We start from the raw sequence: 15,126 nt of genomic DNA on the forward strand, positions 1-15,126 counted from the left end.
ATCAATCTGTTACCGCTCGACTTGCATGTGTTAGGCCTGCCGCCAGCGTTCAATCTGAGCCATGATCAAACTCTTCAATTAAAGTTTTTGTGGTCTTTCGACCGGCTCAATGAATACTGTTAAAATACCGCTAACTAGAAGCTAGTTAGGATATTTGAATTGACTGTGCCAAATAACCGAAGTTATTTGTATTGGTCACTAGTATCATTGATAAATCTTTCGACTTAACTTTTCAACGAGTGCCCACACAGATTGCATGGTCAAATTGTTAAAGAACGTTGACTCAATACTTAATATTGGTCAGGGATGCGTATTGTACTCAGCCCTTAACTGTAGTCAAGAAGAAATTCTAACTTTAAACTTTCTTATTAACTACCCTTGGCAAAACCAAAGATTTAATCGTTATTCGATATTAATAATTCAAAAAGTTTGAACTCGATCATTTGTTTGTTCGTGTTCCCTTTCGATGGAGCGGCATTATAGAGACTTCGATCACTCTGACAAGTCTTTTTTGAAAAAAATAATGTATTTGCTCGTTATTTCATCTACTGTGGTTGATACGCTTGTAATTACAACATTTGATGAACTGATGGTTCACTCGCTAGTAATTACAACTCAATGAAAGTAATATCATTGTGAGTTCGATGTTAAAAGAAACATTACGCATTCTTCCTTCCATTTTGACGATGTAGTTTAATTAAATATGAAATCAAATAATCCAACCATAATAACCGCTCTAGCTATTGCTATTATCGGTGCATTAATTCTTAGCCTTATTCCTACTCTTCATTCTTCTATTAGCTTTGCTTTAGGTGCAATTGCTGTCGGTGCTGCACTTTACTTCATGCAAAAACCTAAAGAAGTGACCCCTGTCGATAATACTGAAACCTCTCAAAGCAGCAAAACCCTTTATGTTGGTAACCTTCCTTATCGCGCTAATGAGACTGATGTTAAAAATCTATTCGCTGAGCATGGCGATGTTTTTGCTGTACGCCTAATGAAGGATAAACGTACAGGCAAGCGCAGAGGCTTTGGCTTTGTTGTAATGAGTAGCTTAGATGCAGATAGTGCTATCGAGCAATTAAACAATAAAGAATACGGTCAACGTACGTTAAAAGTACGTGAAGCTAATGAGCCTAAAAACGCAGATACGGATATTGTAGAGACTGAATAGTACCCAGCTCTATTTGACGTAAACTTTTATTCAGCGCCGCTACACTTTGTGTAGCGGCGCTGCTATATGTAAGGTTATTTATTTTATTATGGGGTTGTTTTTCTTGTGCAGATAATCCTAACAAGGACGATACGCGTAGCGCTATCGCTTTACCGGAATCCACAACATTCACTTCATTATTAAGAACAGCTTTTATTTCTTCTTTAATTAATGGGAAATGTGTACAACCTAAAATAATGCTATCTACTTGCTGTTGCCATGGCGCTAAAATCTCACTGAGTTCATGAAGAGAAATAGATTCACCACGTAGCTTTTGCTCAGCCATTTCTACTAATCGGGTTGAACCAATCATTTTAACTTCGCAATCACTAGCAAATTGGTTAATTAACTGATGCGTATATTCACGCTTAACCGTTGCAGGCGTTGCTAATAAGCCAATGACTTTGGTATTACTTAACTTCGCGGCAGGTTTAATCGCTGGAACAACGCCTACAATAGGAATGTTAAGATTTTGGCGCAGGGTCGGTAATACAATTGTACTTGCGGTATTACACGCAATAACAACTAAGTCTGCTTGATATTGCTCAACTAATGTCGAGACAATATGATTGGTACGCTCAATAAGTATATTATCGGGTAACTCACCATACGGGAAGGCGGCGTTATCGAAGGCATAGATATATTGCACTTGCGGTAAAAGATCGTAGATTTCTTTATAAACAGATAAACCACCTACACCAGAATCAAAAATAACAATCTTTTTCACTCGTACCATACCTAATAAACATTACTCACCTTATGATACTGCGATCTTCAGTTCTCGCAAACAGCCCAGTTAGCTAACTGATACCGCTGATAATAAAATCGTTCAGTTCTCTCTATATTTTCCATGTAATATCTAGAGATCGTTGGAAAAACTGATCATCAACCACAAAGGTTAGTACTGAATCTTCCCGTTATGTACAAGCTTTATTAAAAAGGCCGCTATATTAGCGGCCTTAATCTTGCGTTTTCGATTAGAATTGGTAGTTAATACTGGTGTAATAAGTACGGCCAGGCATTTGATAACCACCAGCAGTCTCATAATCTTCATTTAGAAGGTTCGCTACTCGCCCTTTTAAGGCAAGTTTTGGCTGTAGCCAATATGTTAATGCCAAGTCCCAAGTATCGTAAGCCGGTAACTCACCCGTTGGACCATATTGATCTGGACGTTTGCCATGGTATTGATACGTTAGTGCGCTATCGAGATCACCAACACTTGCTGTACCTACCCACTTAAACGAGAATTTCTCGCGGCGATCTAAACGCTGCCCTTGGCTATTACGGGGATCTTTAAAGTCAAAGTTGAGCTGGTGAGATAAAAAGCCCGTATCAAAGTCTGCTTCAACTTCAATACCTTTGATTTTGCTTTTTCCTGATTCGTTATAATACTTCCAAGACGTGTTATTAAAACCAATAAGGTTATCAATCTCCATGCGATAACCTGTAACAGCTAAATCAATCACGTTGTAGTTAGCTTCAATAGCCACTTCCGCATTTTTTGATTTCTCAGGGTTTAGTGTTTCAGTGCCGTAAAATGGTGAATATAGTTGGAATAAATTCGGCGCTTTGAATGCACTGCCGTAAGATGTACGTAGTTGCACTTCATCAGTGATATACCAACCACCAGCCACGTTATAAGTAAACTGAGAACCATACTGCTGGTTATCGTCTAAACGTAAGCTAGATTCTAATGAAAAATCATTAACATTCACTAAACCAATACCATAAATACCCGTATTGTTTCTGCTAACGGCATCTGAAGATAGCTTGTCTTGCCATGACTCTTTACGCCAATCAACACCACCGACTAATTGTAGATTGTCGTTAACGGTAAAATGGTTATTCCACTGTAGATTGCGTTGAGTGAATTTCTCATCCTGACTGGCAACAACAGGCGTCGTGGTCGCCGCTTTATTGTAATCGTAATTCGTTTGATGTTGGTAATCTGCAATTAACTTAGATTGGTAACGCCCTAAATCTAAATCCAATCCTGCGCTATAGTCAAATAACTCAGGCTCTGACTGCATATATTGATGTACTGGTTCACCAGAAAAGAAATCAACGAATGAGCTGTCATACTGGTACTGATTTTTATACCAACGTGTAGATACAAACCCTTTTAAGGTATCGCTAAAACGTTGATGATAAGCAATCATGGCATTACGACTAGCAAAGCCATGTTTATCACCATCATTTAATCCAGGCTGTGGCTTAACGTTATAGCCTTCATCATCTTCATAACCTACAGCAAGTTGCAGCAAACCATTTTCACCAACTTTATACGCGCCTGATGCACTCGCCTCTTGATAGTTATGACTACCAATACCTACATTCAGCTTCGTTTTTGATGGTGAATCAACATCAGCCAATGTAATGATATTGATTACACCACCAATCGCTTCTGAACCATAGATTGCAGCACGAGCGCCGCGAGTAAATTCAATGCGCTCAACTTGAGTCAAAGGAACTTGGTTAAAATCAACCGCACCTTTTGCTGCTCGTGCCATACGAATACCATCAACGAGAACGAGTACCTGATCGGAATTAGTACCACGTACCATAATACTGGCTAGCTGGCCGCGCCCACCATTTTGCGTCACCTGCACACCCGGTAATAAACTAATCACTTCTGTGAGTGTTTTGGCTTGTATCTTATCGATATCTTGGCGGGTCACGACATTAAATGGCGCAAGTACTGAAGTCACAGGTTGTTCAAAACGGTTGGCAGTGACGACCATCACATCATCGGTTTGGGTGTTATCTTCTGCTGCTATTATAGAAAAAGAAGGGAAATACACCGACGTGACCGCCAGCGCTAAAAGTGTTTTTTTCATTTGAGGATCCTAAGTCGCGTATATAACAAAGCAAAAGTGCTTTACCGCTGGTTGGTATTCGGACTTAAGAGCATGACCTGAAGAAGGTCGCCTAGGCATCAACTTCCCATCTCAACAATACATCATTCCATATCTATTGATTGATCATATTGTTAAAACAGTGTTTGGAATACATCCGTGTGCGTTCGTTCTCTATTACCGCTGCGCGTCAGTTACGGATTTTCACCGTATTCCCGTACCATCCCATGGTTAACCAGCGCAGTGCAGATGCTAGTGATGTATCGCTTTTATGTCTAGTTTTGTTTGCTATTAGTTATAAATAAATTACGCAATAAAAGACTTTTTCTCGGCGTAACACTGGACATCACTGTGCAATGCAATAAAATCTGCGCTCTTATTTTGAGCAGTCGAGGCATACACTATGACATCCACCATCCTTAACACCGCTGATTATCAGCAACAGTTGGATGAAAAGGCAGAGCGTATTCAAAACATTTGTGCTGATTTTGATACCCCTGAACTCGAGGTGTTTGCCTCTCCTGCAGAGCATTACCGTATGCGTGCAGAATTCCGTGTTTGGCATGAGGGTGAAGATCTTTTCTATATCATGTTTAACCAAGAAACACGTGAAAAATACCGCGTTGATCAATTTCCTGCGGCAAGCCGTCTGATCAATGATTTGATGCCGATGCTGGTTGATGCGATCAAACCCATTAAAGCGCTACGTCATAAATTATTCCAAGTCGATTTCTTATCAACCCTTAGTGGGGAAATCCTTGTTTCTATGCTTTACCACCGCCAACTTGATAATGAGTGGACAGCAGAAGCTAAGCAGCTAAAACAGCGTCTAAATGATGAAGGTTTTAAGCTAAATCTTATCGGCCGTGCTCGTAAGATGAAAATCGTACTGGATCAAGACTATGTTATCGAACAATTAAAAGTGCACGATCGCACCCTAACCTATAAGCAAGTTGAAAACAGCTTTACCCAACCGAATGGTGAAGTTGCACAAAAGATGCTTGAATGGGCTGTTGACTGCACTCAAGACAGCGAGGGTGATTTGCTTGAACTTTACTGTGGTAACGGTAACTTTTCACTGGCACTAGCACAAAACTTCGAACGCGTATTAGCAACAGAATTAGCAAAACCATCTGTAGATTCTGCGCAATACAACATTGCGGTTAATAACATTAATAACGTACAAATCATTCGCATGTCTGCAGAAGATTTTACTGATGCAATGGAAGGTAAGCGTGAGTTCCGCCGCTTAAAAGATCAAAATGTGGATCTTCAAAGCTACAACTGCAATACGATCTTTGTCGATCCTCCACGATCGGGGATGGATGAGGGAACCTGCCGTATGGTGCAAGGTTATGAGCGTATCATGTACATCTCTTGTAACCCTGAAACACTGAAAGAGAATTTGGACATCCTGTGTGAAACACACAAAATCACACGTTTTGCCTTATTTGATCAATTCCCATATACCCATCATATGGAAGCTGGTGTATTACTTGAACGTAAATAATATTACCAAGTAGCCCGTAATAAAAAAGGCGCTGAAGGCGCCTTTTTTATTCTTGGTCTTAATGAAATTATTTCGATTCAACTTCTGGCTTGGCTTTTTTATTCATTATACCCATTTTGTAGCTCACCCAGAATAGCAGCGCTAGTGCAATCATTAATGGTAAGAAGTTCGAGCCCATTTCTGGAATTGCTGCACGAAGACATGCAGAGTAACCAAATGCGCCGACAAAAAAGCATGCCGTTGCAATCGCAGGCGTACCTTCTGTCATTGGCTTACGTAGGTATTCTTGGTACAGGCAGTACACCGCCAATACAAATGCAAGCACAGGGAAAATAGAGAATGCCACGCTGCTTGACGTTAGTACTGCTAATGTTGCGTTACCGCATACACCCGCTAGTAATGATAGAACTAGAGTTTTACGTTCTGCTTTAACTTGTTGCTTGTCCATATCCTTCACCACAAAATCGAAATAAGGTTATAGTTTTTGCCTGAGCTCTCGACGCTCACGCTCTTTTCGGTACCAATAAGCACCCTTTGCAATCATTCTTAATTGCATAATCAATCTTTCTGCATGCTCAGCACGAGCATGGCTATCCAGATCTAACGCTTCCGCTCCTGAACTAAAGACTAAAGTAACAGACGCCTCTGCTTGGGTATACGCTTCTTCGTGCGCCACCCCAGTTTTGGCCTCAAGATACTCACTTAGTTCAGCAACAAAGTGTTGTATTTCACGGACAACAGCAGCACGAAATGCTGTTGATGTGCCTGAACGTTCACGTAATAGTAGACGAAAGACATTAGGACTACTTTCGATAAACTCCATAAACGTCTCAACCGAGGTGCGGATCACACTCCCTTCGGTCGCAATACGTTGACGAGCTTGCCGCATTAGCTGACGAAGGATCAATCCACCTTCATCCACCATAGTTAAACCTAATTCGTCCATATCTTTAAAATGACGATAAAACGATGTTGGGGCAATCCCAGCTTCACGAGCAACTTCTCGTAAACTTAAATTAGAAAAACTTCTGTCTGCACTTAACTGGCTAAACGCAGCATCGATAAGCGAGCGACGGGTTTTTTCTTTCTGTTGAGCCCTGATCCCCATGGACATCTGCTTCTCTATAGTTTTCTGACCATAATACGCAACTAAATGAAGATAAACCATCGCGTAAGAATAGTCCTATACTACTGGCTCAACCGCCTTCACGCAAAGCCAGATTAACATCATTTATTCACACACTTCACAATCTACCACCTCACCGTTTAGGGTAATTATTCGCATTTATTCTTCCAACTCAGCGATAGAGCGTGATCCCTCGCCAGCTCTGACCATCTATTGATTCTCCTATTGATTACAAATCGTTACACTTACGATGCAAAAATGTTACCAATACAGATAGGAATAATGTGATGACGGATACGCAGTGCAGTAATAACAGTCATTTTGATGTGATTATTATTGGTAGTGGCCCTGGCGGTGAAGGTGCTGCTATGGGATTAACTAAAGCCGGTTTCAACGTTGCGATTATTGAACGCGAAGACAGTGTTGGTGGGGGCTGTACGCACTGGGGAACGATTCCATCGAAGGCTCTGCGTCATGCTGTTAGTCGTATTATTGAATTTAATCAAAACCCGCTTTATTGCAAAAACAACTCAACACTTCACAGCACCTTTAGCCAAATCCTCGGTCATGCTGAAGTCGTTGTAAATAAGCAAACACGGATGCGCCAGGGGTTTTATGACCGTAACCAATGCCAAATTATTCATGGTGAGGCACGCTTTATTGCCAGTCACAATGTTGAAGTAAAAAGCAATGATGGCAGCCTTGAGCGCTACAGTGCTGATAAATTTATTATTGCAACAGGCTCTCGTCCTTACCATCCTGACGGTGTCGATTTTGATCACCCCCGCGTATATGACAGTGATTCAATTTTACGTTTAGAGCACGATCCTCGCCATATTATTATTTACGGCGCAGGCGTGATTGGTTGTGAATACGCGTCTATTTTCCGGGGCCTTGGCGTTAAAGTTGACTTAATTAACACCCGTCAACGCTTACTGGAATTTCTTGATAATGAAATATCAGACTCCCTGTCTTATCACCTCTGGAACAACGGGGTGATGATACGTAATGATGAGATATTTGAAGAGATTGAAGGGACTGATGACGGGGTGATCCTACATCTACAATCTGGCAAGAAAATGCGTGCAGATTGTATTTTATATGCCAATGGCCGTACTGGTAATACAGATAAACTCGAGCTCGAACATGTTGGCTTAACCCCTGACTCTCGTGGACAACTCAAGGTTAACCGCAGTTATCAAACCGAAGTCGATCATGTTTATGCGGTGGGGGATGTAATTGGTTATCCAAGCCTTGCTAGTGCAGCCTATGACCAAGGTCGATTTGCAGCACAAGCGATCAGTAAAGGACAAGCTCAAGGTCAGCTAATTGATCATATTCCAACGGGTATTTACACCATTCCTGAGATCAGCTCGGTAGGTAAGACAGAGCAGCAACTAACCGCAGAGAAAGTACCATATGAAGTGGGACGTTCCCAATTTAAGCATCTTGCTCGTGCGCAAATTGCTGGCACAGAAGTGGGAAGCTTAAAGATTTTATTCCATCGAGAAACCAAAGAGATCTTAGGCATTCATTGTTTTGGTGAGCGCGCTGCAGAAATTATTCACATCGGACAGGCGATCATGGAGCAAAAAGGCGAAGGGAATACGATTGATTATTTCGTCAATACCACATTTAACTACCCGACAATGGCAGAAGCTTATCGAGTGGCGGCTCTCAATGGTTTAAACCGTTTGTTCTAACCCTATAGCTAAAACTATTAGCCAATAAAAAACGGAGCTTATCTGCTCCGTTTTTATCCTGCATCCTAATCGACATTCATCATCCGATCATCCGGCTCTAAGATATCAGCCCAAGGCAAGCCTTCATCACCTAAGGTAATAAAATTTGGATTCTCTAATGTATTACGCTCGTTATAAGACAGCGGTGTCAAATGGGTATTAAGAATACGACCGCCCGCCTCTTCTACAATACACTGGGTTGCTGCGGTATCCCACTCACCTGTCGGTCCCAAGCGTAAGTAACAATCTACCGCACCTTCTGCCACCAAACATGATTTTAATGCTGCAGATCCTAATGGTACGAGTTCATAGTTGTAGCTTGGATCTAATCGCGATGTGATAGAACTGATTTCTTGGCGACGGCTAATGGCCACAACAATAGACTTCGTATTCTCTTCATGATGATGAGTTGCAATTTTGACACTTTCACCTTCAGCGGTAATCTTATGCGCGCCTTTCCCTGCATAGGCATAATATGACACCCCAGATACGGGCGCATAAACCACTCCCATGATCGGACGGTTATCTTCAACTAACGCAATGATTGTCGCAAAATCACCGCTACCAGCGATAAATTCTTGCGTACCATCTAATGGATCAACTAACCAATAACGTTTCCACTGGCTCCGCTCTGTTAATGGTACGCTAGCATCTTCTTCAGATAACACGGGGATATCAGGCGTTAATTGGGTCAATCGCTCCATCACTAACTTATGAGCCGCAAGATCAGCACTTGTCACTGGCGTATTATCATCTTTGATCTGTTTCTCAAACTGACCACGTTGATAAATATCTAAAATCAATTGACCTGATGCTCGAGCGATCTCAACCACATCAGGCAGTAAATGCGAATAGGCCATTGGTTACTCCTTTCGTGCTAATTGCTTCAATGCTAAAAACAATGCGGTAATACTCCGCGCTTCGGCAAAATCAACATGCGTCAGAAGCTCTTCTGCTTGTGCTAATGGCCAACGAATAATGTCTAACGGCTCAGGCTCATCACCTTCAAGTTTCTCAGGATACAGATCTTGCGCTAAAAACAATGTCATGCGACTGGAAAAATAAGACGGGGCTAATATCACTTCTTTTAATGGTTGTAGTTGATGGGCACCAAAACCAATTTCTTCTTTTAATTCACGATTGGCCGCTTCAGTCGGTGTTTCCCCCTCATCAATTAAGCCTTTAGGAAAGCCTAATTCATAACGTTCAGTACCTGCTGAATATTCGCGGATCAACAATAAATCACCTTGCTCCGTCACAGGGACAATCAGCACCGCATTGCGACCACTTGGCTTCATACGTTCATAGGTACGCTCAACACCGTTAGAAAAACGCAAATCCAATGATTCAATTTTAAACAGTCGTGATTGAGCAACAACCTCTGCAGATAAGATTTGAGGTTTATCTTTACTGATCGCCATCTTAAAGCCCTATGTCATGTTATCGCGAAGAAAAATTTTGTTTGTGCCTATGCTTCATTAAAAGCTAATCGCGCAGATAAATAAAGAGGCAGTCTACTTAGACTGCCTCTTACTATTCAGTTTGTGATTAATAACCACTCACATCGCGACGATTAGATAATTACAAACGCCCTGAGTAATTAATTTTATATTGCCCTTTTGAATCAGGATCGCCTAACCATTTTAATTGTTGAGACAATTGCTCAGGGAATGTAGCCCCCGGTTTAAACCATCCTGATAAGCTGTAACTATTATTTTTAGCTAAGTTTGCTTGCCAATCACTACTAACATCATCAGACGACTGTGAGGCTTTTGCTAAAATAGCACCTTCTTGACAACTTAAATCGGCAAAAACAGGGCCTAGATTAATATTTCCCATGGGTGTTGACGCCTTACCTTGTGCCCAAGCCAACGTAGCATTCAAGGTTTTACAATACGGCGCAGCATACAGATAATCACGTACCGTAAGTTCAATATTACCTGTTAATGTCAACGGCACAGGTAACTTGGCATACTGCATGGCATTCGCTGCTGGTACAGAGACTAAGAGCTTTTCAGCAAACGGTCCCGAGGTGCTATAACCGACAATACCACTACCTTGTAGTTGCATATCACTGCCACGGCCAAATCGGACATCAAACGCGAGTTTACCTGTAAATAGACTACCCAGTTTCATGTCCCATTGAATTTGACCTAAACTTTGATTTTGCCACACAACGGTCTTAGCAGAGCCTTGCCATAGGGTTCCTTGAATACCACTTAATGATAAACCATTAACTTTTGGTGCTTGTTGCCATGCCCAATTAGCCGGTAAATGGACAATAGTGCTGGCAATAAATACCACCCCAAATGTTGCGCCGATAGCGAGTTTAAATTTCACCTTTAACCTCGTCCTAACTGTAATCGGTTTACTTCAACCATGCCATTTTGATCAGTTTTCGAGATATCAATAAATTGCGTTTCAATCCCAAAGTTATCTTGCAGGTAAGAGAGCCAATTAAGTAATGCATTGAACGGTACAGGCTTCACCCATACTTGAATCGCATCATTACGTGGTTGCATACGGATCAATTCAATCTTAAAACGTTCCGTCGTTTCATTTACCACTTGGTTAAGTCCTTTGTCACTGACATTTACCGTACCACCAGCACGCTTAAACGCCGTGATCTTATTTGCTTTACCTTCAACCCATGACAATAGCTGACGTTCACTTTGAATACGTGTTTGTGCTAATTCAGTGCGTTGATTTAATGGTTGCCATAGTCCCCAGTATAAGATAGCTAGCAATAAAGCACCGCCAGCACCCATAACAAGATACTGCTCTCGCTGGCTTAATGCTTTCCACCATGCTTTAATTTCTGCCATTATGCTTTTCTCCTTAGCACGACGGCACCACTGACTAAGCCATCTTCTTTGCTTAATTGACCTTGCTCAACGGTAAAGTCTTTCGTCAACACACTGCGTAACTTCTCAAAATCTTGGAAGTCAGAAGCCGTTGCTTGTAAACGCAGTTCGCCCCGCTTTTGATCGTATTTTAGATTAACAATTTTCACGCTCGGTGCTTTTGATAATGCCGGCTTTAACTCACTTAACCACATTAAAATACCGTTATCCGCTCCCTGCCCACCTAAGCTTTTCAATGCTGCGTTCATTTGATTTTTCAAATAACTCTGTGACGGAATACGTTTAAACTGAGGTAAAACCTGACGGAAGATCCGCTCACTTTCAGCACGGTACGCTTTGGCTTGATGCTCTAGCTGTTGTAACGCCATCACGTGTTCTCCGACTACAGCTACAAGTACTAAACTTGCGGCAATCGCGACTTTACGCCACGGTTTTAAATGCTTACGCCAAGCAGCTTGTGGTTTATAAGCCCCTGATAGTAAATTAACTTTACTTCCCGCAGCCCCTAACGCTAACAGTTGCATCACGAGCTCCGGTGCATGTGCTTGCCAACGCCCACTGACACCTTGAGGTGCTGATGTATAGTGGTGTATGACAACTTGACTTGGATTCGATTCAACATCCGCCACCGCAGATTCAATGGCAGCTTGCTCTGCCTCTTCGTCGTTGTCCTCGTCATCATCACTTGCAGCTAACATAATTGGCGCTTTTTGGGCACTGAACCATGCATCTAACCAACTCGTTTCCGCACAAATCCCCATAAACTCTGATTGACGGATCAACCATTGCCCTTCAATTTCAGCAGCACTATAACCATCATCAAACAACGGCAAACACAAACAGTCTGGAATAACTTTTTTTAGCTCTAAACCACATTCTTTAAATGCTGATAACCATTGCAGCATCTTTTGATGCTCAATAAGCGCTACCGTTGCAACATCATCTTCCCGATGCAGCAACTGAACATGTAAACTTTCAACATCCTGCGCCAATTCTTCTTCTAAGAGATAAGGTAAAACAGCGGTCAATTGGCGGCTACTGCCTGCAGGAATAGTAACTTGTGTTAATAGCATCTCACTGGTAGGCACTAAACCATATACCGGCCGAGTACCCGCATATTCCACTAGCTGATCTAATTGCGTGATATCAGCTAACTGACCTGATGCAATCACTTCGTTCTGCTGTGGCGACCAGACAAGCCATTGCACCGGCACCTCAGGCCGACTACTCAGTCTTATCGTCAGAAATTCGCTCACGGATTCCTCCATACTGGCGACGTACTACCGTCACCTTGTTATTATCATCTCGTTTAAATAGCGTTACCGCTCGTAATCTGGCGTTATCTATTTGTATTTCAGCATCTAATGAAAAATAGTTACTGCTGACCGTTAAGTACTTTTTCTGTTGTTCTTGTTTATCAGCTTGATCGCCTTGTGGTAGCTCTTTCATGAAATCATCAACGCTATCCCACCCTTTACGACGGGCATCGCGATCTTTAATAATTTTTTTTGCAGCGTCCAATGAAAGCTCTGGCGAAAATAAAGCTGACAGTAATACAGCCTGTCTTTGAGTGATCGTATTTACATTGAGTTTAAAGTCATCAGTTGGCAATGCACACACCAAGCCTTTTACTTTCTCATAAATATCAGCCGTCACCCCGTTAATCGCACGTAATTCACTGCGATCCGCTAACCAACCATTAGGGGGTAAGTAAGGTGGTTGAAATGCTTCATACGTGCTGTCTTCACCACCGTAGCTTGATTGCACCGTGGTATTCTTATCAATAAATTCCCAGCTAGAATCTGCGATTTGTTCTGCAGAATAATCATCAACACCACTGTCGATCATGATGTTTTGAAAGTAGGTCACCAAAAATGGCTGCTTACTGCCATCAGCGACGGGTTTTACAGCACCAAGCGCATTAATGTTAAAGCAAGCTTGCTTATCAAACATGCTACCGGTGACTACCGCACCATCAATCGGATAGGTTTGATCTTCTATCGCCCATGGCTGAGTTAAGTCGATGATCTTGCTGTCTTTAAACGTTAAAGCGAGACCTTTTTCAGCTAACGCTTCAACCCCTAAACTGTACCAATACGCCTGCTGATGCTGAATTTGATTCTCAACACGATGAAAATTATGTTGTAAACGTCCCGTCATTTGCACAGCGATCAAGCTCATTAACGCGACGAGCAAGAGCACCACAATTAACGCGACACCGCGCTGTTTTTTCATCATTGTGATTGTTCCGAATCAGCAGAAGCAGATAATGCTGATGTAGGTACGAGATAAATACGCTCAATTTCACCAAAATCTTTCAGTGTCATCGTCACTTTAATACCTTCTGGTAACTTATCTGCGGTATCCCATTTATCTTGCCATTTTTTATCGGTGAAAAAGGAAAACTGCAATTTAGTCACACCATCTAATAACACCTTAACCAGTGGCTTTTCACCAATAACATTATCTGGGTAGCGAAACCAAACACGCTCTAATTGATCGTCAACCACACGATAGCCAACGCGGGTAACATCACCGCGTGGAAACATGGCTTGGGGATTTTGCCAGCCTGTTCGCACGAACATGATCCCATCGCTACTCGAATCCAAAAGGTACTCACCAGCTTGTAACACTTTATCGTTAGGCTCTTCGCCATTAAGCCTGCTTTTACGGGCAACAATTTGACGAAAATCGTTATCCATCATAATCGTGGCACGCTGTATTTCTTTTAATCTTTGGTTATGATCTTTTGATTGCGCATCACTACGCATCACGTTATTCATGACTTGATAAGCGGATAAACTCAGCATGGCAAAAACAGCTATTGCAACAAGTACTTCCAGTAACGTAAAACCGCGCTGGCGGGAATGATTAATTGACGACATAAGTCTTTACCGTTATTACCGAATGTTCACGCTGTGGATCGCTTGCTACCGAAATCTCAATTTGGCGTAATAAGCTCTGCTGCGTTTTGACACTTTTTACCGTCCAATACCATTCACGATCGGCTAATGTCGACTTACCTGTCTTACTTGAAGTTGGATACTGACCGCTTAAATGTAATTGCGCGAGTTCATTATCAGCCACCATCGCAGCAAAGGTTTTTTCTTCTAAATAGCCCAGCGTATTTAAGTGTTGGCTAACCGCTTTCATAATACCCAGCGCAGCAACAGCGAAAATGGCTAAGGCAACTAACACTTCTAATAAGGTAAAACCTTGTTTACTTCTCACGTTTTGTTGCCTGTTCTAAGGTTTCACCTGGCTTAAGCAAGACTAAATTACCCACTTCATCGGCGCTGACTCGCCAAAATTGATTTTCACCGTCGACTTCAAAACGTAAAGTAAACGGTGTGTATTCACCACTCGCCATAACCACAATTTGAGGTTTGATCTTTTTCTTTTCTTCGTCTGACTTTGTAAATAAGTCTTCATCTTTAAACAGTGAATCTGATTTAAAAAGTCGGTCTTTATCTTTCCACGCTCCGCCAATCTCAACCTGAGTTGTAATCGCGTTGTCCAACTTCACATCGGTATAAAATTTTGCACCTTCTAGCGGTTGCCAGCCATCTTGAGTTAATTGCAAAAAATTATATTGGTGTGGCTCAACACGAATGCCGTAGTCCACACCATTAAGCATTGCATCCTCACCCAATAGTTGGGCGAGGTGATGAAAACGTACTGCTTGCTCTTTTACTTCATCTCGTTTGTTATCCGGTAAAGTTGAGATCACCGCAACTGCGCTGGTTGCGAGTAACACCAGCACCAACATCATTTCAATGAGAGTAAAACCTACACTACGCTTCATCATAAAGACTT

General features: G+C 41.9%; 16 protein-coding genes, 1 rRNA gene and 1 riboswitch. Of the genes, 3 read left to right on the forward strand and 14 right to left on the reverse strand.

Annotated elements, in window-relative coordinates; genetic code table 11:
- Positions 1 to 81, reverse strand: a 16S ribosomal RNA gene (locus C9J40_RS17315); the annotation flags it as partial.
- 622 nt (positions 82 to 703) lie between these two features.
- Here C9J40_RS17315 and C9J40_RS17320 point away from each other — a divergent pair.
- Positions 704 to 1,174: an RNA-binding protein gene (locus C9J40_RS17320; protein WP_107247527.1), complete on the forward strand. Its 471-nt coding sequence runs from the start codon at positions 704 to 706 to the stop codon at positions 1,172 to 1,174.
- Here the strand turns inward: C9J40_RS17320 and murI are convergent.
- On the reverse strand, positions 1,137 to 1,949 hold the full coding sequence (murI, locus tag C9J40_RS17325; protein ID WP_107207762.1) for a glutamate racemase: 813 nt from the start codon (positions 1,947 to 1,949) through the stop codon (positions 1,137 to 1,139). The genes C9J40_RS17320 and murI overlap by 38 nt on opposite strands.
- A gap of 241 nt (positions 1,950 to 2,190) precedes the next feature.
- On the reverse strand, positions 2,191 to 4,050 hold the full coding sequence (btuB, locus tag C9J40_RS17330) for a TonB-dependent vitamin B12 receptor (protein WP_107247528.1): 1,860 nt from the start codon (positions 4,048 to 4,050) through the stop codon (positions 2,191 to 2,193).
- 31 nt (positions 4,051 to 4,081) lie between these two features.
- Positions 4,082 to 4,323: riboswitch (cobalamin riboswitch) on the reverse strand.
- Between the two features lie 148 nt (positions 4,324 to 4,471).
- Here btuB and trmA point away from each other — a divergent pair.
- On the forward strand, positions 4,472 to 5,578 hold the full coding sequence (gene trmA / locus C9J40_RS17335) for a tRNA (uridine(54)-C5)-methyltransferase TrmA (RefSeq protein WP_107247529.1): 1,107 nt from the start codon (positions 4,472 to 4,474) through the stop codon (positions 5,576 to 5,578).
- A 67-nt stretch (positions 5,579 to 5,645) separates the two neighbouring features.
- Here trmA and C9J40_RS17340 read toward each other — a convergent pair whose 3' ends face one another.
- Together C9J40_RS17340 and fabR are read right to left on the reverse strand one after the other, a co-directional pair.
- Positions 5,646 to 6,026 carry a YijD family membrane protein gene (locus C9J40_RS17340; protein ID WP_107207765.1) on the reverse strand — a complete coding sequence of 127 codons (381 nt, stop codon included), beginning with the start codon at positions 6,024 to 6,026 and terminating at the stop codon, positions 5,646 to 5,648.
- A gap of 27 nt (positions 6,027 to 6,053) precedes the next feature.
- Complete coding sequence (gene fabR, locus C9J40_RS17345; protein ID WP_107207832.1) at positions 6,054 to 6,686, reverse strand: HTH-type transcriptional repressor FabR; 633 nt, start codon at positions 6,684 to 6,686, stop codon at positions 6,054 to 6,056.
- Positions 6,687 to 6,991: 305 nt separating this feature from the next.
- On the opposite strand from fabR, the gene sthA reads away from it, so the two are divergent.
- Entirely contained in the window at positions 6,992 to 8,407 is a 1,416-nt protein-coding gene (gene sthA, locus C9J40_RS17350; protein WP_107247530.1) for a Si-specific NAD(P)(+) transhydrogenase, read from the forward strand.
- 65 nt (positions 8,408 to 8,472) lie between these two features.
- Here the strand turns inward: sthA and cysQ are convergent, their stop codons facing one another.
- From cysQ to gspH, 9 genes are all read right to left on the reverse strand, one after another.
- A complete protein-coding gene (gene cysQ, locus C9J40_RS17355; RefSeq protein ID WP_107207767.1) occupies positions 8,473 to 9,306 on the reverse strand; it encodes a 3'(2'),5'-bisphosphate nucleotidase CysQ in 834 nt (277 codons plus the stop codon).
- 3 nt (positions 9,307 to 9,309) lie between these two features.
- Positions 9,310 to 9,867, reverse strand: coding sequence for an ADP compounds hydrolase NudE (gene nudE / locus C9J40_RS17360; protein WP_107207768.1), 558 nt, complete (start codon positions 9,865 to 9,867; stop codon positions 9,310 to 9,312).
- Positions 9,868 to 10,027: 160 nt separating this feature from the next.
- The gene (locus tag C9J40_RS17365) at positions 10,028 to 10,786 is read right to left on the reverse strand and encodes a type II secretion system protein N (RefSeq protein ID WP_107207769.1); all 759 of its coding nucleotides are present in this window, start codon (positions 10,784 to 10,786) and stop codon (positions 10,028 to 10,030) included.
- A gap of 2 nt (positions 10,787 to 10,788) precedes the next feature.
- Positions 10,789 to 11,271: a type II secretion system protein M gene (locus C9J40_RS17370; RefSeq protein WP_105061428.1), complete on the reverse strand. Its 483-nt coding sequence runs from the start codon at positions 11,269 to 11,271 to the stop codon at positions 10,789 to 10,791.
- The gene (gene gspL, locus C9J40_RS17375; RefSeq protein ID WP_233217784.1) at positions 11,271 to 12,566 is read right to left on the reverse strand and encodes a type II secretion system protein GspL; all 1,296 of its coding nucleotides are present in this window, start codon (positions 12,564 to 12,566) and stop codon (positions 11,271 to 11,273) included. Before gspL ends, C9J40_RS17370 begins: the two co-directional genes overlap by 1 nt.
- Positions 12,535 to 13,548 carry a type II secretion system minor pseudopilin GspK gene (gspK, locus tag C9J40_RS17380; protein WP_107247532.1) on the reverse strand — a complete coding sequence of 338 codons (1,014 nt, stop codon included), beginning with the start codon at positions 13,546 to 13,548 and terminating at the stop codon, positions 12,535 to 12,537. The genes gspL and gspK overlap by 32 nt, the downstream gene beginning before the upstream one ends.
- A complete protein-coding gene (gene gspJ, locus C9J40_RS17385; RefSeq protein ID WP_045084553.1) occupies positions 13,545 to 14,195 on the reverse strand; it encodes a type II secretion system minor pseudopilin GspJ in 651 nt (216 codons plus the stop codon). Before gspJ ends, gspK begins: the two co-directional genes overlap by 4 nt.
- Positions 14,182 to 14,541: a type II secretion system minor pseudopilin GspI gene (gene gspI / locus C9J40_RS17390; protein ID WP_107207772.1), complete on the reverse strand. Its 360-nt coding sequence runs from the start codon at positions 14,539 to 14,541 to the stop codon at positions 14,182 to 14,184. Before gspI ends, gspJ begins: the two co-directional genes overlap by 14 nt.
- Complete coding sequence (gspH, locus tag C9J40_RS17395) at positions 14,531 to 15,118, reverse strand: type II secretion system minor pseudopilin GspH (protein WP_107247533.1); 588 nt, start codon at positions 15,116 to 15,118, stop codon at positions 14,531 to 14,533. Before gspH ends, gspI begins: the two co-directional genes overlap by 11 nt.
- Positions 15,119 to 15,126: the final 8 nt, after the last annotated feature.

It is taken from the genome of Photobacterium sp. GB-72, from assembly GCF_003026095.1.
Lineage (GTDB): Bacteria > Pseudomonadota > Gammaproteobacteria > Enterobacterales > Vibrionaceae > Photobacterium.